This is a genomic window from Xanthomonas sp. NCPPB 3761 (assembly GCF_041475705.2).
In the GTDB taxonomy this organism is placed as follows: domain Bacteria; phylum Pseudomonadota; class Gammaproteobacteria; order Xanthomonadales; family Xanthomonadaceae; genus Xanthomonas; species Xanthomonas phaseoli.
Map to the genome: position 1 here is coordinate 4,149,850 of NZ_CM191262.1, position 22,843 is coordinate 4,172,692.

The 22,843-nt window shown below is 65.4% G+C and carries 19 protein-coding genes and 1 pseudogene; 10 read left to right on the top strand and 10 right to left on the bottom strand.

All coding sequences use genetic code 11. From position 1 onward, the window contains the following. Window positions 1-419 precede the first annotated feature (419 nt). The 4 genes from ACCQ00_RS18040 to ACCQ00_RS18055 form a co-directional block, all read right to left on the bottom strand. Entirely contained in the window at window positions 420-1,856 is a 1,437-nt protein-coding gene (locus ACCQ00_RS18040; protein WP_022560057.1) for a UdgX family uracil-DNA binding protein, read from the bottom strand. A 491-nt stretch (window positions 1,857-2,347) separates the two neighbouring features. Further along, window positions 2,348-3,592, bottom strand: coding sequence for a putative DNA modification/repair radical SAM protein (locus ACCQ00_RS18045; protein ID WP_039571563.1), 1,245 nt, complete (start codon window positions 3,590-3,592; stop codon window positions 2,348-2,350). A gap of 206 nt (window positions 3,593-3,798) precedes the next feature. Next, window positions 3,799-4,617, bottom strand: a complete 819-nt coding sequence (locus ACCQ00_RS18050; protein ID WP_039571607.1) for a dioxygenase family protein — start codon at window positions 4,615-4,617, stop codon at window positions 3,799-3,801. Window positions 4,618-4,646: 29 nt separating this feature from the next. Further along, entirely contained in the window at window positions 4,647-5,057 is a 411-nt protein-coding gene (locus tag ACCQ00_RS18055; RefSeq protein ID WP_039571560.1) for a DoxX family protein, read from the bottom strand. Between the two features lie 106 nt (window positions 5,058-5,163). On the opposite strand from ACCQ00_RS18055, the gene ACCQ00_RS18060 reads away from it, so the two are divergent. The 6 genes and pseudogenes from ACCQ00_RS18060 (at window position 5,164) to ACCQ00_RS18085 (ending at window position 11,280) form a co-directional block, all read left to right on the top strand. Beyond that, window positions 5,164-6,060, top strand: coding sequence for a LysR family transcriptional regulator (locus ACCQ00_RS18060; RefSeq protein WP_039583662.1), 897 nt, complete (start codon window positions 5,164-5,166; stop codon window positions 6,058-6,060). A gap of 230 nt (window positions 6,061-6,290) precedes the next feature. Further along, window positions 6,291-6,860: a flavodoxin family protein gene (locus ACCQ00_RS18065; RefSeq protein ID WP_039571555.1), complete on the top strand. Its 570-nt coding sequence runs from the start codon at window positions 6,291-6,293 to the stop codon at window positions 6,858-6,860. A 138-nt stretch (window positions 6,861-6,998) separates the two neighbouring features. Beyond that, complete coding sequence (locus ACCQ00_RS18070; RefSeq protein WP_022560061.1) at window positions 6,999-7,994, top strand: aldo/keto reductase; 996 nt, start codon at window positions 6,999-7,001, stop codon at window positions 7,992-7,994. Window positions 7,995-8,042: 48 nt separating this feature from the next. Continuing rightward, window positions 8,043-8,239, top strand: a pseudogene (locus ACCQ00_RS18075) (hypothetical protein); the annotation flags it as partial. Between the two features lie 126 nt (window positions 8,240-8,365). Further along, window positions 8,366-9,061: a glycosyltransferase gene (locus ACCQ00_RS18080; protein ID WP_039583661.1), complete on the top strand. Its 696-nt coding sequence runs from the start codon at window positions 8,366-8,368 to the stop codon at window positions 9,059-9,061. A gap of 149 nt (window positions 9,062-9,210) precedes the next feature. Further along, window positions 9,211-11,280, top strand: coding sequence for a M13 family metallopeptidase (locus ACCQ00_RS18085; RefSeq protein WP_039571550.1), 2,070 nt, complete (start codon window positions 9,211-9,213; stop codon window positions 11,278-11,280). A 684-nt stretch (window positions 11,281-11,964) separates the two neighbouring features. Here the strand turns inward: ACCQ00_RS18085 and ACCQ00_RS18090 are convergent. Further along, window positions 11,965-12,948: an oxygenase MpaB family protein gene (locus ACCQ00_RS18090; protein ID WP_180301644.1), complete on the bottom strand. Its 984-nt coding sequence runs from the start codon at window positions 12,946-12,948 to the stop codon at window positions 11,965-11,967. Between the two features lie 393 nt (window positions 12,949-13,341). Here ACCQ00_RS18090 and ACCQ00_RS18095 point away from each other — a divergent pair, with 393 nt between their 5' ends. Further along, a complete protein-coding gene (locus ACCQ00_RS18095; RefSeq protein ID WP_080948960.1) occupies window positions 13,342-14,031 on the top strand; it encodes a hypothetical protein in 690 nt (229 codons plus the stop codon). 182 nt (window positions 14,032-14,213) lie between these two features. Here the strand turns inward: ACCQ00_RS18095 and ACCQ00_RS18100 are convergent, their stop codons facing one another. The 4 genes from ACCQ00_RS18100 to ACCQ00_RS18115 all read right to left on the bottom strand — a co-directional run bounded on the left by ACCQ00_RS18100 (window position 14,214) and on the right by ACCQ00_RS18115 (window position 18,752). Then, window positions 14,214-15,809, bottom strand: a complete 1,596-nt coding sequence (locus ACCQ00_RS18100) for an APC family permease (protein ID WP_039571543.1) — start codon at window positions 15,807-15,809, stop codon at window positions 14,214-14,216. Between the two features lie 331 nt (window positions 15,810-16,140). Continuing rightward, window positions 16,141-16,512, bottom strand: a complete 372-nt coding sequence (locus ACCQ00_RS18105) for a hypothetical protein (RefSeq protein ID WP_039571540.1) — start codon at window positions 16,510-16,512, stop codon at window positions 16,141-16,143. Between the two features lie 168 nt (window positions 16,513-16,680). Beyond that, window positions 16,681-17,457, bottom strand: a complete 777-nt coding sequence (locus tag ACCQ00_RS18110; RefSeq protein ID WP_017157421.1) for a LytR/AlgR family response regulator transcription factor — start codon at window positions 17,455-17,457, stop codon at window positions 16,681-16,683. Beyond that, window positions 17,454-18,752, bottom strand: a complete 1,299-nt coding sequence (locus ACCQ00_RS18115; protein WP_039571537.1) for a sensor histidine kinase — start codon at window positions 18,750-18,752, stop codon at window positions 17,454-17,456. The genes ACCQ00_RS18110 and ACCQ00_RS18115 overlap by 4 nt, the downstream gene beginning before the upstream one ends. A gap of 309 nt (window positions 18,753-19,061) precedes the next feature. Between ACCQ00_RS18115 and ACCQ00_RS18120 the strand changes: the two genes are divergently transcribed. Further along, window positions 19,062-20,276 carry an FAD-dependent oxidoreductase gene (locus ACCQ00_RS18120; protein ID WP_039571534.1) on the top strand — a complete coding sequence of 405 codons (1,215 nt, stop codon included), beginning with the start codon at window positions 19,062-19,064 and terminating at the stop codon, window positions 20,274-20,276. Between the two features lie 311 nt (window positions 20,277-20,587). Here ACCQ00_RS18120 and ACCQ00_RS18125 read toward each other — a convergent pair whose 3' ends face one another. Continuing rightward, complete coding sequence (locus ACCQ00_RS18125; protein WP_039571530.1) at window positions 20,588-20,782, bottom strand: hypothetical protein; 195 nt, start codon at window positions 20,780-20,782, stop codon at window positions 20,588-20,590. 479 nt (window positions 20,783-21,261) lie between these two features. On the opposite strand from ACCQ00_RS18125, the gene ACCQ00_RS18130 reads away from it, so the two are divergent. Beyond that, entirely contained in the window at window positions 21,262-21,768 is a 507-nt protein-coding gene (locus ACCQ00_RS18130) for a YciE/YciF ferroxidase family protein (protein ID WP_008577724.1), read from the top strand. Window positions 21,769-21,905: 137 nt separating this feature from the next. Further along, entirely contained in the window at window positions 21,906-22,805 is a 900-nt protein-coding gene (locus ACCQ00_RS18135; protein WP_008577723.1) for a manganese catalase family protein, read from the top strand. The last annotated feature ends 38 nt before the right edge of the window (window positions 22,806-22,843 follow it).

The window sequence follows — 22,843 nt, forward strand, 5'->3', positions numbered from 1 at the left end:
AGCGCTTTCATGCAGCGCGTCAAGGCATGGGAGGCGCTATTTTTGAAGACATTGGCCGTCGACGCGGCGAGCGCTTGTCAAACGCAGACATTGCTCGACATCGACACACACGTTGCCTGCCAGGAGGCAGCGCCTGACGACTGTCCGGTCGGTTCTGTTTGTCGCTAGTTGATCAGCAATGCCGTGCCACGGATCTGCAGTGGATGGCCGTTGATCTGCGAGCGCACCAGCACAGGCAAGGCGTGGTTCGATCATGCTGTACGTCGCGCGAGCCAGCCTCCAGCGGTCGCAATCAAACCGCCAAACGGCGGTGAGGGAGTGACCGGCCTGCCGGTGGCTCCGCTTGGTGTCCCGATTCTCCGACACCGTGCGCGTGCCCTTGCACGCGTATTTTTTTGCCCGTGTGGCGCGCTATTTCCCTATCTCGACTGATCGCTGGACGGCGGCGGTGGATCCAGCAACCGACGGAGATCTTCGACAAATCCGCGATACCCTTCTTCGCGCGCATCCGTCGATGGCTGGCGCAATACCCAGGACGGATGCACCGTGGTCAATACCGGCGTGCCGTCGTCCAGGCGCTGCCACTGCCCGCGTTGCTGCATCAATCGGAAGCGGCTTCCCAACACGGCTTGCGCCGCAGTCGCGCCCAGGCAGACGACCTGCGCCGGACGCAATTGCGCCCGTTCGGCCTGCAACCACCCGCTGCAGGCCTGCACATGGGTGCGCTCCGGATTGCGATGCAGCCGCCGTTTGCCGCGCTGCTCGAAACGAAAATGCTTGACCGCATTGGTGACGTAGAACTTCTCGCGGTCCACACCCAGCTCGCCCAACGCCATGTTGAACAGGCGCCCGGCGGGCCCGACGAACGGACGACCGCTCAAGTCCTCTTCATCGCCCGGCTGCTCGCCGATCACCATCACCGACGCATCGTCGGGTCCTTCGCCGAACACCGTTTGCGTTGCCGGCTGCCACAGTTCGCAACGCCGGCAATCGCGTGCGGCAGTGCGCAACTGCGCCAGGCTTTGGGTTGCCACTTCCGGCAACGGCGCAGGTGCCGCCGGCACCCGCCGCCGTACCGGCTCGGGCGCGCGTTCGGCCATCTCGCGCACACGCACGCCGGCATCGCGGATCAGCTCCGGCAACAGCGTGGCTTCGGGCAGGTTCTTCCAGTATTTCTGCGGCATTTCCTGCCGCATCATGGTCGGGTTGAGCCGCGCCGGGTTGAAGATATGCGCGTAGTACGTGCGCCAGAGCGTCTCCTGCGCATCGTCGGCGGGTACCTGGGTGCGCACCGCGCCTTCGCCGAAGGTCAACGCCTGCCCATCCCATCGCACGCTGCGGTACGGGGTCAGGATCGCCCAGCGCATGCCGGCAAACCGGCGCGCAAAAAACGGCGCCACGCGATCCACGATCCAGTGCTCGGGCTCGAACCAGGACACGAAGTCTTCTTCTTCCCCGGGCAGGCGACGAAAGCGCACGAAGGCCTTCATCTTGTGGGTATCGCGCTGCACCGCTTTTTGCCATTGCCGTAGCCGGTGCACATCCACATCGGTGGCGCGCTCCAGCAAGGCTTTTTCCCCAGAGGCAACGCGCCACAGCAAGCGATACAACACGGCGTGCCGTTGCGGGTCGCGGTGACACAGCACCGAGGCCGCCAGCTGCATGAAATCTGCAGAGACCCGCGGTGGTGGCGCCACGGCCGGCAATGCCAACAGTCCCTGCCCCATCAACAAGCCGCCCTGCGCCCCGCCATTCCAGGCCACATCGTCCGGCTCCACCTGCGCACACCAGCCTGCCCGCGCCAATGCACGCCATGCTTCAAAACTCCACGCGGGTTCCACCTCGGCGCTGAACATCGCTCCACTACACTCCCACAAAGACGAACACCACCACCGTCACTACCGTCTTACGACTGCTATCGATCCTACTGGAGGTATTACTGCTGCTGTTTCGATGGGTGCTTTTACCGCCCCACCCTGCTTGCGGCAGCTGCAGCAAGCAAAACTGGCCACTGTTGCTGTTGCTCCTGCTTCACCCTGTCGCCTCAAAGCGAGCCGGACACCGCAGTCATGCACGGCCGAAGAGGCACCTTGTCTGGGCGAAGCGAGTTTGGGCGCCGTGCCGCGCGTGGCGAAGAGCGCAGGGAACCGGTGCGACTGTATCGCACCGGATCGCGTCGGCGACGACGGTGTTGGTGACTTTTGCCAAGACAAGGTCACTCGCGCCGAAGGTGCGAAAGCCTTGCACTTGTTGTGCCCTGCGCTTGTTGTGCCCTGTGCTCAGCACCCACTCCCTTCAACCGCAGCAAGCATCACGCGCAACATCGCACGCTCATCCTGCCCACACCTCAGTCAAACAGACTCGCCTGCCGTGGTGCGGGCGCCAATTGCGCACGCAACCTGACCGGATCGTCCAGGCGCTGACGCGGATGGTGATCGAGCACGCTCACGAACGGCAGCAGCTTTTTCATCGGGACGCGCAGCCGCGCCAGGTCGCCAACCCGCAAGCGCGCATGCCGCCGCGACAACAACAGACGCTCCACGTTACGCGTGCCCAGGCCCGGGACGCGCAGCAGCATTTCGCGCGGTGCCGCATTCAGATCCACCGGAAACCGCTCCGGGTTGCGCAATGCCCAGGCCAGCTTGGGGTCCACGTCTAGGTCGAGCATGCCGCTGGATTGCGCCGGCGCAATTTCGTCCACGCTGAACTCGTAGAAACGCAGCAACCAGTCGGCCTGGTACAGCCGGTGCTCGCGCTGCAGGGGCGGTGCCTGCAACGGCAGCTTGGACGAGGCATCCGGGATCGGGCTGAAGGCCGAGTAGTACACCCGGCGCATGCGGTAATTGCCGTAGAGATTGTGGCTGGTGTCCAGAATGCTGCGGTCGTTGGCATTGTCGGCGCCGACGATCATCTGCGTGCTCTGCCCGGCCGGTGCGAAGCGTGGCGGCTTGGCGCGGCGCACCGTTTCCGCCTTGCGTTCGAGCTGGTTTTCTTCGATGCGCCAGCGCAGCTCGCCCATCGCCGAGCGGATGCCGCCCACGCTTTTTTCCGGCGCCAGCAGCGTCAGGCCCTGCTCGGTGGGCAACTCCACATTGATGCTCAAGCGATCGGCATAGCGCCCGGCCGCTGCCAGCAACTCCGGGGCCGCATCCGGGATGGTCTTGAGATGGATATAGCCGGCGAAATGGTGCACCTCGCGCAACTGCCGCGCCACTTCCACCAGTTGCTCCATGGTGTAGTCGGAATTGCGGATGATGCCGCTGGACAGGAACAGGCCTTCGATGTAATTGCGCTTGTAGAAGTCCAGCGTGAGCGTGACCACTTCTTCCGGCGTGAAGCGCGCACGGCGCACGTTGCTGGACACGCGATTGACGCAGTACGCGCAGTCGAAGATGCAAAAATTGGTCAGCAGGATCTTCAACAGCGACACGCATCTGCCATCGGGCGTGTACGAGTGGCAGAAGCCCATGCCCTCGGTGCTGCCGATGCCGCCGGTGCCCAGCGAGTTGCGCTTGTTGGCGCCACTGGAAGCACAGGAGGCATCGTATTTGGCGGCGTCGGCGAGGACGGCGAGCTTGTCGAGGATTTTCACGCGGGCAGCATGCAGCGGTGGCGTCTCAGCCTATGAGACTGGCCTGCACCCGATCGTGAATGCTTCAGAGCGCTGCGGATTGGCGTGCTCCGGCCGCTCGCAACTGCAGATGCCCCTGCCCTGCCGACCATGCGACTGCACTCTCCCCACTCGGCATCGCTGCACGTGATCCACACCTGCCGATGCGCGCACGTCCGCATTCGGCGCTATACCGCAACCGGCTCCGCCACCGCTGCAGGGCCGTCGAAGCGATACAGATCCATGGCCAGGAAACCCGCATCGATGCCGGCGTCGATGCGCTGCGCACCGAGCCGGTCATCACTGGCCGCACCCATCGCCACGTATAGCGGCAGCCAGTGCTCGTCGCTGGGATGCGCGCGTGCGGCATGCGGCGCCTGGCGGCGGTAGTCCAGCAGCGCGGGGATGTCGTTGTCCAGCAGCTTGCGTTCGGTCCATTCGATGAAGGGCCGCACGTACGGCGCTTGCCGCTCGGTGCTGTAGCCGTGGCGGAAGTCATGCAGGTTGTGGGTGATGCTGCCCGAGCCGATCACCAGCACGCCGTCATCGCGCAATGGCGCCAACGCACGGCCCATCGCGAACTGGTGCGCCGGCCCCAGCTCGGGCTGGATCGACAGCGACACTACCGGGATGTCGGCGTGCGGATACAGCAGGCGCAGCGGCACCCAGACGCCGTGATCGAAGCCGCGCTGCGGATCCAGGTGCGGATGCAGGCCGGCCTGCTCCAGCCGGCGCACGATCTGCTGCGCCAATGCCGGCTCGCCGGGCGCCGGATAGTCCAGCGCATACAACGGCGCCGGGAAGCCGCCGAAGTCGTGAATGGTCGGCGGCCGCAACGCACCGCTGACCAGCGGGCGACGGCCCAGCCAGTGCGCGCTCGCCACCACGATGGCACGCGGCCGCGGCAGCGCGTGCCGCAGGTCGGCCAGGCGCTCGCCGACCTGCCCCGGCTGCAGCGCAGTCATCGGCGAGCCATGCGAGATATACAGGGAGGGCAGGCGGGTCATGGACAGCTCCTTGATCGATGAAAACCGCATCAGCGCGACGGCTTCAACGCAAACGCGCCGTCGCCGAGCAATGCTTGGACAACCAGCAACACCGTCCATAACGCCGGGTATTCCCAGCCGCCGCCCGGGTTGGAGAAACCGAACCCATTGGCACCATGCACGGCGACAATCGTGCCCAGCAGCAGCGGCACGCCCAGCAGCGCGACCCAGCGCGCATAGGTGCCTAGCACCAAGCACACGCCAAGGCCGAGTTCCAGCGTCATGCTGACGTACGCCAGCGCGGCGGGCAGGCCGAGCGTCTGGAAATACGCCACGGTGCCGGCGGGCGTGAAGACCAGCAGTTTGGTCACGCCATGCACCAGGAACAGCCCACCCAGGCTGATGCGCAGCAAGGCAGTGCCATAGGCAGCGGTGCGTGGAGATGGGAAGGCGCTGGTCATGGGAAGGATTCGGTAGAGGACCGCCACAGCCTATCCTTCCAAAGATTCTAATAAATCCTCTTATTTCAGATAAATTGTTTCCTTTGATGTAACAATCGGAACCATCATGGATACCCTCGATGCGATGCGCGTGTTCGCCGCCGTGGCCGAGCGCAGCGGCTTCAGTGCTGCCGCCGATGCGATGGACCGCTCCACTGCCAGCGTTACCCGCCAGGTCGCCGCGCTTGAACAGCGGCTCGGCACCCGCCTGCTCAACCGCACCACCCGCCGGGTCAGCCTGACCAGTGCCGGTAGCGCCTACTACCAACGCTGCCTGCAGCTGCTGGCCGATCTGGACGACCTGGAAGCCACCATTGGCGCGCAAGCGCTGGAGCCGGCCGGCGTGCTGCGAGTGAACGCGCCGGTGAGCTACGGGATCGAGCGCCTGGGCGCCTTGCTGCCGGGCTTTCGCGCACGCTACCCGCAGGTCGAACTGGACCTGTCGCTGTCCGATCGTCTGGTGGACATGGTCGAAGAAGGCTTCGACGTCGCCATCCGCATCACCCGCCAGCCGGCGCCGATGCTGATCGCCCGGAAGTTGGGCACGGTCCGCCTCCTGGCATGCGCATCGCCGGCCTATCTGGCGCGTGCGGGTACGCCGCAACATCCCTCCGATCTGGCCGGCCACGAATGCCTGCTCTATCACTACTCGCCTAGCGGCGATGAAGTGCGCTTTCAGGGCCCGGAAGGCGATATCGACGTGCGCCTGCATGGCGGCCTGCGCGCCAACAACGGGCATGTCCTAAACGCTGCCGCGCTGGCCGGGCAAGGCATCGTGATGCAGCCGGATTTCCTGGCCGAGCCGCATCTGTCTGCCGGGCGTCTGCTGCGCATTCTTCCGGGCTACGCACTGGGTGAAGTCGGCATCTTTGCGGTCTATACCAGCCGCAGCCACCTGGCACCGAAGGTGCGCAGCTTCATCGATTACCTGATCGAATGCATGGCCGAGCCCGGACAGGGTTGAGCCAGCAGCGACACCAAGAGACCTGTCGCCGATCCGGCGCGTGTGCCCTTGCGGCCGGGGATCGGGGAATTGGGGAACTGGGCGCGCAAGCACGCGCAACATTTCGGCAGGCGCATCACGGTTGACCCGCTGCGGCAACCGGCCGCGGCAACAGTTCGTCCCGTGCGTGGTCATTCTGCTGGCGCGACCGGTGTGCGCAAAATCCGGCTCCCCGTTCAACAGGAGTGCCCATGACCAAGATCGCCATTGTGTATTTCAGCGGCTACGGCCACACCGTCAAGCAGGCCGAAGCCGTGCATGCAGGCGCAGCCAGCGTTGGCCAAGCCACGCTGTACCGCATCGACCAGGACGGCAACCTGCCCGACGATGCCTGGGACGCCATCGGTGCCGCCGACGCCATCATCTACGGCAGCCCCACCTACATGGGCGGCCCGGCGTGGCAGTTCAAGAAATTTGCCGATGCCAGCTCAAAGCCGTGGTTTGCGCAGGCCTGGAAGGACAAGGTCGCTGCCGGTTTCACCAATTCGGCATCGGCAAACGGCGACAAGGCCGCCACCATCCAGTATCTGTGGACCCTGTCGCAACAGCATGGCCAGATCTGGGTGGGCACCGGGCTGCCGCCGGCCAACACCAAGGCGCATGGTCCGCAGGATGTGAACTGGACTGGCGGTTGGGGTGGTGCGCTGGCCATCTCGCCATCGGACGCCTCGCCGGACGAAGCGCCGCGTAGCGGCGACCTGGAAACGGCCAAGCTGTTCGGCAAGCGCGTGGCCGAAGTGGCCGCCAAGCTCAAGGGCTGATTGCACCGCACACCAGCCCGCGCAGATCGCAGCATGGCCTGCCGATCTGCGCGGGCTGTGCGTTAGCGCGTGGGCCACATCGCGCTAACGCCTTTCACGCCATTGTTCCCCGACCTTTTGCTGCACGGAGTCCCCCCCATGCAAACCCGCACGCTTGGCCGTTCCGGCCCCACCGTTTCGGCCCTGGGCCTTGGCTGCATGGGAATGAGCGCGTTCTATGGCGACCGCAGCGACGAGGCCGCCTCGATCGCGGTGATCCACCGCGCGCTCGATCGTGGCATCAGCTTGCTCGACACCGCCGACATGTACGGCCCGCACACCAATGAAGTGCTGGTCGGCAAGGCGATTGCCTCGCGCCGGCATGAAGTGTTTCTGGCCACCAAATTCGGTATCAAGCTCGACCCCAACGACCCGTCGGTGCGCGGCATCGACGGCAGTCCGGCGTATGTGCAGTCCGCATGCGAAGCCAGCCTGCGCCGGCTGGGCGTGGAGCATATCGACCTGTATTACCAACACCGCGTCGACCCCAATGTGCCCATCGAAGACACCGTGGGCGCGATGGCGCGCCTGGTCGAACAAGGCAAGGTGCGCTTCCTCGGTTTGTCGGAAGCGGCCGCAGCCACCATTCGCCGCGCGCATGCCGTGCATCCCATCACCGCGGTGCAGACCGAATATTCGCTGTGGTCGCGCGAGCCGGAAGACAACGGCGTGTTCGCCGCGGTGCGCGAACTCGGCATCGGGTTCGTGCCGTACTCGCCGCTGGGGCGCGGTTTTCTGACCGGCGCGTTTTCGTCGCCGGACGATTTCGACGCCGACGATTACCGCCGCCATTCGCCGCGTTTTCAGGGCGATAACTTCACCCGCAACCTGCAGCTGGTGGAACAGGTCAAGGCCATTGCTGCCGACAAGGGCATCACGCCCGGGCAACTGGCGCTGGCCTGGGTGCTGGCGCAGGGCCAGGACCTGGTTCCGATCCCGGGCACCAAGCGGTTGGCCTATCTGGAAGAAAACATCGCTGCGCTGGATGTGGCCTTGATGCCGGACGAACTGGCCCGCATCGATGCCATCTTCCCGCCGCAAGCGGCGGCGGGCACGCGCTACCCGGAAGCGATGATGGGCGCGGTCAACCGCTGAGCCGTGCTGCCCGGCCCTGGGCGGCCACCTCGCAACGGGCGCTGCCAGGTGGATGCGGACGGCGCGCTGGCAACCGGCGTGTGCGACTGCGGCACCTGCCGCTTCCACGCACGGCCGCGCCCGCATGGCGGTGAGCGCAATCGCCTTGCTGTGGACTGCCGGTCTGCGCAATGCATTGCCCGCGCTGCGGCACTGCGGTGGAGCTTGTTGCGCGCCGCTGCCGCGATCCCACGGTCACACCGCGATCAATACACGCGTGTATTGATCGCAGCGCTCGTTCGATCGCACGGACCGAATGCCGGCCGCCCCTGCTCACACGCCCGCTCCGCTGCCTCTTGCACACTGGCGGCAGCCCACACACGTCGTGCCCCATGCTGTCCTTCGTGATTCCCGCCCATGACGAAGCTGCCCTGATCGGTGACACGCTGCAGTGCCTGCAGGCCTGCGCGCAGGGCATGCAGCTGGACTATGAGGTGATCGTGGTGGCCGATGCCTGCGAGGACGCCACGGCGGCCATCGCGCGCAGCCATGGCGCGCAGGTGCTGGAGGTGCAGTTGCGCCATATCGCCGCCACGCGCAATGCCGGCGCACAGGCCGCACAAGGCGAGCGCCTGCTGTTTCTGGATGCCGACACACGCATCAACCCGCAAGTCGTTGGCGCAGCATTGGCTGCGCTCGATGCCGGCGCGGTAGGCGGCGGTGCGCAGGTGCATCTGCAGGGCAAGCGGGTGTGGTCCGAGCGCGTGGCGCAAGCATTTTTTGGCTGGTTTTTCCGGGTTTCCGGCATCGCGCCCGGATGCTTTCTGTTTTGCACGCGGGTGGCCTTTGTCAGCGCAGGGGGCTTCGACACCCGTTACTACGCTGGCGAAGATGTGGCACTGAGTCGCGCCCTGGCGCGCTGCGGACGCTTTGTGATCTTGCGCCAAACCGTGCACACCTCCGACCGCAAGCTGCGCAGCTTTTCCAAGCGCGAGCACCTGGGCCTGCTGTTGCGGTTTCTGTGGCGCGGGCGGCGCATGCTGCAGACCCGCGACGCACTCGGCTTCTGGTATCAGCGCCGGCGCTGAACCGAGCGTGTCCGCATCACCACGATCCGCGGCGGAGCCTACGAGAGAACCGGCACCCGGCACTGCAGGCCACTACACTGTGTTGTCCGTTCTGGTTATACGAGCTGCGCCGCATGGCTTCTTTGCATCGCCCCGTCCTGATCGCTGCTATGTCTGCCGCGCTGCTGACCACCGCCGCCTGCCACCGTGATGGCACGACACCGGCCGCGAGCACGCACCCAACGCCGCCGCCCAGCAAGCCCAAGCTCGGCGATTTCGGCTTCGATGCGACCGGCATGGATCGCAGCGTGGCGCCGGGCGACGACTTCTTCGACTACGCCAGCGGCAACTGGGTCAAGCGCACGCAGATTCCGGAAGATCGCGCCAGCTTCAACAGTTTCGTTTCCATCGCCGTCGAGACCGAACGGCATAGCCGCGACATCATCGAAGGCGCTGCCGCCAACGACCGCGTCACCGGCGAAGACAAGCAGATCGGCGACTATTACGCCGCCTACATGGACGAAGCCAGCATTGAGGCCAAGGGCGCGCGCCCGGTGCAACCGGAACTGGAGGCGATTGCCCAGCTCGACGACAAGCAGGCGCTGGCGCGCACCCTGGGCGGCCAGCTGCGTGCCGATGTGGATCTGCTCAACGCCACCAATTTCCATACCGACAGGCTATTTGGCCTGTGGGTGTCGCAGGACCTGCAGCATCCGGGCCGCTATGTGCCCTATCTGGTGCAAGGCGGCCTGGGCATGCCCGAGCGCAGCTTCTACCTGGACGGCGGGCGCATGACGCAGCTGCGCGAGGCCTACCGCGCGCACATCGTCACGTTGCTGGAGCTGGCCGGCATCGACGATGCGCCCGCCAGGGCCGAGCGCATCCTGGCACTGGAAATCGCCATGGCGCGCGTGCACGCGACCCCCGAGCAGACCAACAACGTGCAGGCGGGCGCCAACGCCTGGAAGCAGTCCGATTTCGCGCGCAATGCGCCTGGCCTGGACTGGCCGGTGTTCTTCGAGGCCGCCGGCCTCAATGCACAGCAGGATTTCATCGTGTGGCAGCCGCGCGCGGTGAGCGGATTGTCGGCGTTGGTGCAGTCCGAGCCGCTGCAGACCTGGAAGGATTATCTGAGCTTCCGCGCGCTGGATCGCGCCTCGCCCTACCTGTCCAAGGCCTTCGCCGACGAGCGCTTCGCGTTCTACGGCACCACGCTGGAAGGTACCCCGCAACAGCGCCAGCGCTGGAAGCGCGGCATCGACGCGACCAATGCCGCATTGGGCGAAGCGGTCGGCAAGCGCTACGTGCAGAAGTACGTCAGCGCGCAGACCAAGACGCGTGCCGAAGAGATGGTCAAGAACATCATCACCGCGTTCGGCAAACGCATCGACGCACTGGAATGGATGAGTGCCGAAACCAAGCAGCATGCCAAGGCGAAAATCGCCGGCCTGACGGTGGCGGTCGGTTACCCGGACACCTGGCGCGACTACAGCGGGCTGGACGTGCGCCGCGATGATGCGCTTGGCAATGTGCAGCGCGCCGAGGTCTTCGAATACCGCCGCAACCTGGCCAAGCTGGGCAAGACGGTCGATCATCGCGAGTGGTACATGCTGCCGCAGGAGGTCAATGCGCTGAACGTGCCACTTGAAAACCGCCTCATCTTCCCGGCGGCGATCCTGCAACCGCCGTTCTTCGACCCCGCCGCCGACGATGCGGTGAACTATGGCGCGATCGGCGCGGTGATCGGCCACGAGATCAGCCACAGCTTCGACAACATGGGCGCGCTGTTCGACGAACACGGCGAGCTGCATAACTGGTGGACACCGCAAGACCTGAAGAAATTCGAGAGCGCCGGCAACGCCTTGGCCGCGCAATTCAGCGCCTACCAACCGTTCGACGACTTGTCGGTCAACGGCAAGCTGACGCTGGGCGAAAACATCGCCGACGTTGCGGGCCTGGCCACTGCATACGACGCCTACCAGTTATCGCTGCAGGGCAAGCAGCCCCGGACCCTGGATGGATTCAGCCCGGATCAGCGCTTTTTCCTGGGCTTTGCGCAGGCCTGGCGCGGCAAGTATCGCGACGCGGCACTGCGCAATGCGCTGCTCACCGACGTGCATGCGCCTGGCCGCTTCCGCGCGCAAACCGTGCGTAACCTGGATGCCTGGTATCCGGCCTTCGATGTGACACAGGATCAGCAGCTGTATCTGGCGCCGGAGCAGCGGGTCAGGATCTGGTAATTGGTGTGTCGATCGCTGCAGCGCCATTTTGGCCGATCGCTGCAGGGCTACTGTTTAACACTGGTGCTACAGCGCGACTGATGCGTATGTCTGCTGTGCAGTTCTTCGCTGCCAAGACTGGTCTGGCGTTGAAGGTTGAGCGACATCGCCACGGGATCGGGCATGAGATGAGACGCAGCTAAGCTTTGGTACTGCGTGCATGCTGCTGTTGCTGTTTTGCCGCTGTTGTTGTCGGTGTTGCCGTTGCTGTTGCTGTTGCCGTCGCTGCTGTTGTTGTTTTTGTTGCTGCTGGCGTTGTTGCTGTGCTGTGCCGGTTCTCGGCATTAAGTGATTAGCGCGGCACTCACGATTTCTTTGCTGGCCTGCCTGCTTAAAAAAAACTCGTGACGCCTGGGCTGCCGCTCGACATGCGCCCTACCCTCACCCGCCCCTCTCCCGAAGGAAGAGGGGCTAGTGTTCGATTGCTGGTAGCACGCAGCACGCAACGCTGCATCTAGCCGCTGGCCGCTCACCGCCGCTGCGGCAGGGTGCTGAAAGCCCCTCTACCCTCGGGAGAGGGGTTGGGGTGAGGGTACGGTGTCGCATCACGCTGCCGCCCGCGCGCATCCCCCTTGCCAGCCGCTCCCGGGCACCGCCACGTCGCTCGCCACTCCAGAACGCGCAACCAGCCCCATCTCGCAACCATTACGCCCGGTCGGGCCACTCCAGCAACGTCGCCGGCGGCAACTGCATGCGCCTGCATGCGCGCGCAGACAGTCCGTCGCGCAAGGCGGTGCGGAACAGCGGCGACAGGCTGCGCAACAACCGTGCCGATGCGCGCGCCTGCGCGCGTTGGGCGGTGGTGCGGCCGAGCATGTCGCTGGCCCAGCCGGGCAACAAGGCCGTGCCAGCGCCGAGAAATACCCCGCGCGACAGGCCCGCGGCGGGCACCGGCAGCTGGATGCTGGTAAGGATGTCGAGCACCTCGCGCGAGCGCGCGTCCATGCGCAACTCTCCCAGGACCGATGCGAAATATGCATCCACCTGCGCCTCGCTGGCCGGCACATCGGCAGCGCCCAGCGCTTCGGCCACGCGTCGCGCTTCGTCGTAGTAGCGGTCGGCGATGACAGCAGGTACCTGGCGGCAATAACGCCGGCATCCCTGCAAAAACCCGTAGGCCTCGGTGACATGCACCCAGGTGAGCAACTGTGGGTCGTTGGCCTCATAAGGCACGCCGTCGGCGGTGTGGCCGCGGATATGCGAGTGGATCTTGCGCACGCGCGCAATCAGCTGTTCGGCTTCCGCACGTGGTGCGTAGGTGGTGCCGGCGACGAAGTTGGTGGTGCGCCGCAGCCGCCCGATCAAATCGGTGCGGAAGTTGGAATGGTCGTAGACCCCGGCCAGCGCGCGCGGATGCAACAACTGCAACATCAATGCGCACAGGCCGCCGGACAACATGCCCGGAAATTCGGAATGGATGCGCCAGGTGATGCTGTCGGGCCCGAAGATGCCGGGGTCGCCCAGCGGCTGATCGTATTCGATAGTGCTCTGACCACGCGGAAACGCATCGAGCACCCAGCGATGGATCTGTTTGGCGGCGGGGGCGGTGAGGGTGCGCAGGACGGCTGACATACGGCCATGATACGCAGCGCATCTGCAACGCCAGATCAGCGTCGCGCAAACCAGCATCCACGCATGAGTCGCGACGGCGACCAGATGCGGACGGGCTTCGTGACCGCGGCGCCGGAAGAGGGCGACCCGGCATCTGGGTGGGTACTGACCACGCGGGCAGTCCCCCCTGATCTTTCTACAAGCGGGCCCGGCGTCTCCCCAACGCCTACCTTCCGAACGTGTCCGGCAAGCCAGCCTGCCATCTCCTGTGAACCGGCAATTGCCGCAGCGCCGAGTGTGCAGTGCAACAAGATCGAAGGCGCGGGGAAGGCACGCGGCGGCGGCATTGCAGCAAATCCGCCTGAATTCAGCAATTTGTGCGCGTCTGCGCAGAATTGCGCGGCCAGCGCTTGGCTTGGGGCATTGCCATGCACAGCGAAAGTGCTAGAACTAAGACCGTCCGTCGACGCACTGCTTGGCCAGCACGTTGCGGACGCTCCAGGCACCGGCCACGGCCAGTGCAGCAAGTCGTTCGTACCAGCCATCCGTCAGGAGCTTGTCATGATCGCTTTGTTCCAGGGTTTAGGCCTGCTATTGCAGGACAACGCACTCCATCGGCTCCCCTTCGACGAGCAGGTGGCTCACTGGCGCGACAAGACCGACGCGCAGCTCGACGAAGAGCTCTCGTTGCTCAAGGTGGCCAAGAAGCAGTGGGTGATCGCCTCGATCATCGGCTGGCAGGCGATCTCGCTGATATTACTGGGCGTGATCACGCACCAGCTGTGGCAGAACGACTACCACCTGACCTTCAGCCGGGTGGTGATCATCTTCACCTCGTGGGCGTCGATCCTGTTCGTGATGTGGTACATCGCCGACCTGTTCGACCACAGCGCCGGTTTCGAGCGCTGGCTACGCGCCTTCAACAGCCGCGCACGGGTGACGCCGGATGCCGACTCGGTCGAGTGCGTTGCCGACGCGCTGGACATGACGCGCCGCTACCCGGAGGTGCTGCGCTACAAGCAGGAGGTCACCTCCAAGCGCGAGTTGCGCCACGAGGACATCGTCAACATGCGCGAAATGGGCCGCCTACGCCGCTACACCGAACTGCTGCGCGACCTCGACCGCTTCGATGGCGCGCCACGGCTGGTGGTCAATTCCTGACCAGGGCCGCCATGCGATGCAGCGACGCCGTTGACGGAAACGCGTTGCCTGCAGCACTGATTCCGCTGCAAACAACAACGGCCGGTGCGCACTGCACCGGCCGTTGTTGTTAATCCCCAGCGATCACTGCCAGCCGGTTGACGGGCGCCGGCTCCTGGCAGCGCGGCCGACACTGTGACCGCTTACGCCTGCGCAACCGCCTTTTCTACCGAGGGAGTCCGCCAGCCGCTGCGCACGCCCCAGACGTAGAACACCGCGCCCATCACTGCGACCACGACCAGATCGGTGCCATAGCTGAGGTAGCCGTGGCCACCGAAATCGGTGCTGCCGGCCCACGAGACCAGGGCGATGGTGGGCAGGTAGCAGATCATCCAGGCCGCACCCTTGAGGTTGCGGCGCAGATCCGGCCAGCCTTGCTTGGCCTGGTAATAGCAGTACACCGGCAGCGCCACGACCATCAGCAGGATGATCTCGCCAGTCAGCGGCCAGCGCGCCCAGTACAGCAGTTCGGTGGCCATCACGAAGGCCACGCCGGCCAGCACCGGCAGTGCGGCAATGCGCAGCGGGCGATGCAGTTCCGGCGCGTGCCGGCGGAGCGCCATCGCGCTGATCGGGCCGGTGAGGTAGGAAATGATGGTGGCCACCGAGATCACCGCCGCCAGCGTGCCCCAGCCGCGAAAGAAGAACAGGAACACGAACGACACGGCCAGGTTGAAGAACATCGCCATGCGCGGCACTCCCCAGACCGGGTGCAGCTTGCCCAGCACGGCCGGCATGGTGCCGTTCTTTTCCATGCCGTAGACCATGCGTGCAGTGGTCGCGGTATAGGTGATGCCGGTGCCGCTGGGGCTGACGAATGCATCGATGTACAGCAGCATCGCCAGCCAATGCAGGTTGACGATGATGGCCAGTTCGGCGAACGGCGAGCGGAAATCGATGCCGTGCCAGCCGGCCTTGGCCAGCAGATCCGGCGGCACGGCGCCGATGTAGGCCACCTGCAGGATCACGTACACCACCGTGGCCAGCGCGATCGAACCCAACACTGCGAACGGAATGCTGCGGCCGGGGTTACGCGCTTCGCCAGCCAGGTTCACCGGGCTCTGGAAGCCGTTGAAGCTGAAGACGATGCCGGCGGTGGCCACTGCGGTGAGCACCGCGGCCAGGTCGAGCACGTGCGCATCGCCGTGGATGCCGACGCTGAAGTTCTCGCTGTGGAAGCCGCTGGCGATCAGCGCCACGCCGGTCGCCGCCGGCACCACCAGCTTGAACACCGTGATCAGCGTATTGGAGCGCGCGAACAGCTTGACGCTCCAGAAATTCAAAAAGAAATACACCAGCACCAGCACCGCCGAAATCAGCAGGCCGGGCACCGAGAGCTCACCTGCCCCTCCGGGCGCCTGCACATACAAGCCCTGCGCCCAGGCCCATGGCCAGGACGCCATGTACTGCACCGAGGCCTCGGCCTCGACCGGGATCACCGAGACGATGGCGATCCAGTTGGCCCAGCCGGCAATGAAGCCCACCAGCGATCCGTGCGAATAGTGGCTGTAGCGCACCATGCCACCGGATTCGGGGAACATGGCGCCCAGCTCGGCATACGACAGCGCGATGGTGGTGATGATCGCTGCGCCCAGCACCCAGGCCCAGATCGCGCCGGGGCCGGCCAGGCCGGCTGCGCGCCAGGCGCCGAACAGCCAACCAGAGCCGATGATCGAGCCCAGGCCGGTGAGCATGAGGGCGAAGGGGCCAACGTCGCGGCGTAGCGAGTGTTCGGACATGAGGAGCCTGGCAGTGAGGACGCCGTGAACCGGCAACAAGCCGGTAATGATCGCAGAAGCGACCGCTTGCCGTCAGTGCGTATTCAGGCATGGCCGGAGTTTCGCTGCCGGCATCCTGCCGATCCGGCAGTGCGCCGCCTGCCGGCGCACGCCGGTGCCCATTGCCTGCTGCAGCGACAAGGCATATCTGCACCGCAGCCAGGCTGGCGCGGCGGGGTGCCGGTGCCGGGGACCCGCAGACACTGCGCGGTGCGCTCCGGCTTGTGCGCGTGGAGGGTGCCATCTGACGCATGCCCACCCGACGCCGGCTCGGTGCGTGGGTAAGCCTTCCTCAACCGTGGCAATCGGCCCGCGGAGCGGTGGTGTCCACGCAGGTGTGCGCCTGGCCGGGGACGCCGCGCAATTCGCGCACCTGCCCTGGCGCCAGCGCAAAGCTGTCCAAGGTCTTGCGGGCACACGTCGGTGTGCTTGCGCCATCACCGCTGCTGCGAGCGCCGCACTGATCCTCAAAGATCAGGTAGTAGCAGTGGCCGGTATCGCTGGCCAGGCAATGCACGCTGGTACCGATCGCAGTGATCAGCGTCTTGCTGAAGATCACATCGTGGCCGTCGCGGGTGGCACGGGTGATCGAGGTGGTGCCACTGCGTTCATGGCAGCCGGCCAGGGCAAGCAGGCAATACACCAGGGAGGCGATCAGGCGCATGGAGACAGTCCTTTCAGTCGATGCAAACGGGGGAATCAAAGCAGGCTGCAGCGCATCAGGCAGCGGTGATCGGTCATCGCAACTCGGCCCTGGCACGCGCGCGCATGCCGGTTCCACGCGCGCTGTCGGTATCCATCCGCGACTGCTCGCGATGTCTGCCGAACGCGCTTACATGCCGCGGAACAGGCTCATGAACGGCTGGCTGACGGTCAGCGTTTCGCTGCGGCCGCGCAGCGCCAGCCGGCCCTTGCCGGTGTCCTCGCGCACCACCGAGGCAACCGCCTTCATGTTGACGATGGTCGAGCGGTGGATCTGCTTGAACACCTGCGGGTCCAGCACATCCAGCAGTTCGCGCAATGGCGTGCGCAACACCGCTTCGCCGGCCGCGGTCATCACCGTGGTGTATTTCTGATCGGCCTGGAAATACGCCACCTCATCCAGCGCGATCAGGCGCGTCTCGCGCCCGCTGCTGGCGGTGAGCCAGGCCAGCGGCGGAGCAGCGCTGGCCGCCGCCGGGCGTGCCGACAGACGCTGCAGCAAGGCCTCCAACAACGCGCCATCCGGCTGCCCAGCAGCGGCGCGTTGTTGCACGCGCTGCCAGGCGGCCTGCAGGCGCTCGCGGCCGATGGGCTTGAGCAGGTAATCCACCGCACCGTGTTCGAACGCATCGATGGCGTACTGGTCGTAGGCGGTGACGAACACCACCTGGCTGCGCGGGCTGATCTCGCGCATCGCACGCGCCACCTCGATGCCGGTGAGGCCGGGCATGCGGATATCCAGGAACACCACGTCCGGCTGCTGCGCGGCGATGGTCTCCAGCGCACTGGCACCGTCTTCGCAGTCGCCCACGATCTGCAACTGCGGGCACACCTCGGCCAGCAGCGTCAGCAACGATTGCCGCAGCAAGGCCTCGTCTTCGGCCACCACCGCGCGCAGCGCGCTCATGCGCGCACCTGGGAGGCGTGTGCGGCCTGTGCGCCCGCAGTGGCTAACGGTGGCGGCGCGGCAGCAAACTGCGTCGGCAGTGGCAGGCTCAAGGTGGCCGCCACCCCGCTGGGGAAGTTGGACACGATGGCAAAGCTCGCCTTGCCGGCATAGATCAGCTGCAAGCGCTCGCGCAGGTTCTTCAAGCCGATGCCGGTGCCATGGCTGTGCGTGTTGAAGCCCTGGCCGTCGTCGGCCACGGTGAGGGTGACATGGTCATCGTGGCGACGCGCCAGGATCCACACGGTGCCGCCACCGGGCTTGGCTTCCAGCCCGTGCTTGATCGCGTTTTCCACCAAGGTCTGCAACATCATCGACGGCAGCGGCAACGCACGCAGTTCGTAGGGCACTTCCACCTGCAGGGCCAGCCGCGTGCCCATGCGGATGCGCAGGATCTCCAGGTAGGCCTGGGTGCGTTCGAGTTCTTCGCCCAGGGTGGCGATAGCGCCGTCGGCATTGGGCAGCGAGCTGCGCAAATACTGGATCAGATGGCCGATCATGATCTCGGCGCGCGGCGGGTCGGTGCGCGCCAGCACCTGTGCGCTGGCCAGGGTGTTGTACAGAAAGTGTGGCTCGACCTGGGCGTGCAGCAGATTCAGGCGCGCCACGGCCAGTTCCTTTTCCATGACCGATTGTTCGGCGGCGGCCTGTTCGTCGCGACGCTGCTCGCCGACCCGGCGCACCACCGCGCGATTGATCGCCTCGGCGTTTTCGTAATTGCTGCCTTCGTCCACCGCGAACAGATCCACCCAGGCGCCGGCGTCGGGCTCGCACAACACGGTGACGCTGCTGGTGCCCTGCCCCGGCGCGATCGTCGCCAGGATCTGGTTGTGGGTGATGGCAAAGCGCGCGAACAGGTTCCAGCGCGACGGCTGGCGACCGGCGTACGGGTCGATGCGGCGCACCTTGGCGCGGATCAGCAGGCTGCCCGGTGCGCATTCGATGTCCTGCACACGCGGTAGCGCACGCACCGCCTCTTCCATCACCGCAAAGCTGGCCTGCACATCCAGCGGCACTTCGATCTGGCGGCGCTGGCGGGTGGACAAGGTGGTGTGGTCCAGCCGATCGGCGATCAGGCGCACGCGCCGCACATGGGTGACCGAACTCATCAACGCCAGCGTCAGCAAGACCATGCAGGCCAACGCGTAGATCGGGCCGATGGAGCCGAACAACTGCGCCCACATGATCCCTGCCACCACCAACGCGGCGGCACAGGCGAACACGATACGCACGATCAGGAACACGCTGGCAGACACGGGTGGGCAGCTCGTTGGGTGGGACGGGAGCGAGCATAGCCGGCGCGCGCGACTGCGAAAGCCCCGGGCGACGAATGGCCGCCAGCGCGGCATCAAGCGCCAGGATTGCGGTGCGAAACCGTGGTGCCGGCTACGGCCGCGGCAGATGCGCGCGCTATGCTGGAGACATGCCGGCGCTGCGCATGCCGCGCTCGGATGCTGGCACGCGGCAGACAACACATCTGCAGAGGCCACAGCATGCATCCGCGCACGCGGGGCGAGCCGCATCACGGCAACCACATCACCCACCACAGCACGTCAGGGAGTTGCATGCACCGTCGTCATTTTCTCCGCAGCGCCGGTGTTGCGCTGGCGGCCGCCTCCACGGCGAGCTGGGCAGCAACCGACAAGACGCGCGCCGTCCCGCCCGCCACGCTGCCGGTCACGCCGCCGGGTGGTCTGCCTGCGCCATTCGCGGCTGCCCCGCCATTGGCACCGATGCGCGCCTCGGTCGACCGCATCATCGCCATCAACGGTTGCACGCGCCCGTTCCGCGCGCAGGGGCCGCGGATCGAAGCCGAGCGTCTCGGGCGCAGGACGGTGGTGCACAACTACGGGCATGGCGGCAGCGGGTGGTCACTCTCGTGGGGTGCCGCCGAACAGGCATTACGGTTGGTGCGTGCGGCCGACCCCGCTGCGCGCGAGCTGGCGGTGATTGGCTGTGGCGCGATCGGCTTGACGACCGCCCTGGTGGCGCAGCGCGCCGGCTTGCGCGTGCGCATCTACGCGCGCGAGCGCCTGCCGGATGTGCGTTCGTTCTATGCCACCGGCGTGTGGTCGCCCGATTCGCGCGTGTGCACCAGCGAACACGCCACTGCCGACTTCAAGACGCGCTGGGAAGACATGGCGCGCACATCGTTTCGCCGCTACCAGACCCTGCTGGGCCTGCCTGGCGAGCCGATTGAATGGCGCGATGGCTACGTGCTCTCGGACGTGCCCTTCGATCAACCTGTCGCCTCTGCCGAAGCGCATGAGCCGGACTATCCGCCGCTGGTACGCGAACTGCTCGATGATCTTGGTCCGCGCTCGCAGCCGGTGGCGCCCGGTGGTCATCCGTTTCCGGTGCCATTCGTGCGCCGCTACAGCCAGCTCACCTTCAACCTCAGCGCCTACGCGCGCTTGTTGATGGACGACTTTCTGCAGGCAGGCGGCGAGCTCTACACGCGCGAGTTCGAGCATCCGCGCCAATTCGGCGACTTGCGCGAGAAGATCCTGATCAACGCGACCGGCTACGGTGCGCGCGCCTTGCTGGGCGACGACAGCGTGATTCCGGTGCGCGGGCAGACCGCGCGCCTGATCCCGCAGCCGGAAGTCACCTATGGCCTGGTCTGGCGCGGCCATAATCTCAACGTCGTGCCGCGACGCGACGGGTTGTTGGTGCAGGCGCAAGGCGCGCACGACTTCAACAATGCAGACGCCATGCCCGATCGCGCCGCAACGGAAGCGGCGGTGCGCGAGCTGGCGCGGCTGTTTGCCACACGCTGAGCCAGGCGAGCGCGGTGGTGGCCGGCGTGCATTGCAAAGCGTAGGTGCTGGCAGTGATGGGCAGTGGCCTCCACCACATGCCAGCACTGCAGGTGGTTGTGCCAGGCCACCTGTCGCGCTTGTTCCAGTCGTTGGAATATCTATCCACGCCAAGCGCAGCGGCAACACCCGATCCAGCACGCTTCGGGTCGGCGTGGACGGCGCAGGCGAGCAGTAGGGTGTGCGCGATCGCAACGATCGCCAGCCGCGTCCGCCAGACGGTGCGCGCAGTCGTTCCATTCGCGCTTTAACCGCTGCTCGGCACCGCCGCGCTAACGATCTTCAAGCGAAGCCTGCAATGCACTGGCCAGCGCAGCATCGCCGCTGACCAGTTCTTCCCAGCGCAAGGTCACGCCTTTGCGCTTGCCTTTCTCGACCAACTTCAAACCTTGCGGATCGATGACCAAGGTATATGCCTGATCGCCGATCTGCAGTTGGCGACGTAAGGGTTTGTCCAGCGGCGTCATCGCACAGCCTCGCAAAAAGTTCGATCATCGTTGTACCGCATCGACATGGATCGATGCTCGAAAGCAGCGATGCGCAAGCGACGCCGCATTCATGCCGAGGCGATGGCGGTAACAGGTACGCCAATTAAAATTTCCATCATTGCCCACGCAGCGAGCGCGGCCTGCACTACAGCACAGGTCGCCATCGCACCGGGATCACCGTTTCCACCAATCCCGCTAACACTCGCAGGACTACCGTAGCGACCACGCGGTGCTGCCTGGAGATCGAAGCGAAAACGAAGGTGTCTTTCGAAGAACATCAAGCGACGTGCTCGCAGCGCTCATTTGCGAGCGAGTGACGCGCACGGAATCTTCAACAGTTTCGTACGTGATTCATCGGCACGTTCGTCTGCAGGCGTGCAACGCGAGCGCATCAAGGCATCGCCATCGACATGGCGAACCGCAGCAACCCACCCTCTGACCAACCCAAGGAGCCACACATGGCGATCAAGACCGTCGAAGAACTTTTCATCCACGAACTGTCGGACATCTACAGCGCCGAGAAGCAGCTGACCAAGTCGCTGCCGCGTCTTGCGCGTGCGGCCACCGAGCCGAAACTCAAGCAAGCCTTCGAAACCCACCTGGAAGAAACCCAGGGCCAGATCGAACGCATCGACCAGGTTGTTGAGACGTTGGGCATCAAGCTCAAGCGCATCAAGTGCGCTGCGATGGAAGGCCTGGTCGAAGAAAGCCGCGAGGTCATCGACGAAATCGAAGCCGGCCCGGTGCGCGACGCTGCGCTGATCGGCGGCGCGCAGAAGGTGGAGCATTACGAAATCGCGTCCTACGGCACCATCGCCGCCATGGCCAAGCAACTCGGTTATGCCGATGCCTTGCCGCTACTGCTGGCCACACTGGAAGAAGAAAAGGCCACCGACGAAAAGCTGACTTTGCTTGCCGAGCAAGGCGGCAACCAGAAGGCATCCAAGGCCAGCAAGGCCGCCTGAGTCACCGCGCAGGACGGCAGCGCCGTCCTGCGTCGCTTGCATATCCTGCGGGCATCCCCCCGAAAGCCAAAGCCCCACGTTTCTGCCCGCTCCCTAAGTGGTCGTAGTTGCCGGGCGCCAGCCATGGAGCACCACCCATGTTCATGCACAACAAGCGTTTGATGTACACCGTCCGCGTCGCCCAACCCAACCCGGATCTGGCCACGCTGATGTTGGAACAGTTCGGCGGACCGCAGGGCGAACTGGCCGCTGCGATGCGCTATTTCACCCAGGCCCTGGGCGAAGACGATCCGGGCCGCAAGGATCTGCTGTTCGACATCGCCACCGAAGAGATCAGCCATCTGGAGATCATTGGCTCGATCATCGCCATGCTCAACAAGGGGCCCAAGGCGGTGCTCTCCGAGGGCATGGAAGAGGCCATGGACATGCGCAACATGACCCAGAACAGCACCAGCCATACCCAGCAAATCCTGTATGGCGGCGGTCCGGCCCTGGTCAATTCCAGCGGCGTACCGTGGACGGCGGCGTATGTGGACAGCATCGGTTGCCCCACGGCCGACATGCGCTCCAATATCGCGGCCGAGGCACGTGCCAAGCTAGTGTATGAGCGCCTGATCAACGTCACCGACGATCCGGGCATCGTGGATGCGCTGCGCTTCTTGATGACGCGCGAAGTGGCGCACCAGAAGTCGTTCGAAAAAGCCCTGTACTCGATCGAGCCGAACTTCCCGCCGGGTAAGCTGCCAGGCGATCCGCGCTTCACCGACAAGTACTACAACACCTCGCAGGGCGAAGGCGACATGATCGGCCCGTGGAATGCCGGCGAGCAGTGGGAAGTGGTGGCCGACCGCGAGGCGCAGGCCGCCGTGGATGGTGGCGACGGTTCTGCCACGGTTGCGCTGGATGCCACGCAGACCGCGGCGCTGGACGCCATGTCCGAGCGCTTGCTCTCCAATCCCGAGCTGGACCGCGTGACCGGCGCAGACCTGGGTGCAGGCCCGGGCGCCGGCTCCACCACCGGCGATATCCAGCGTTAATTGATGGGTGCAGCCGCACCCATCACCAGCCCGGGGCC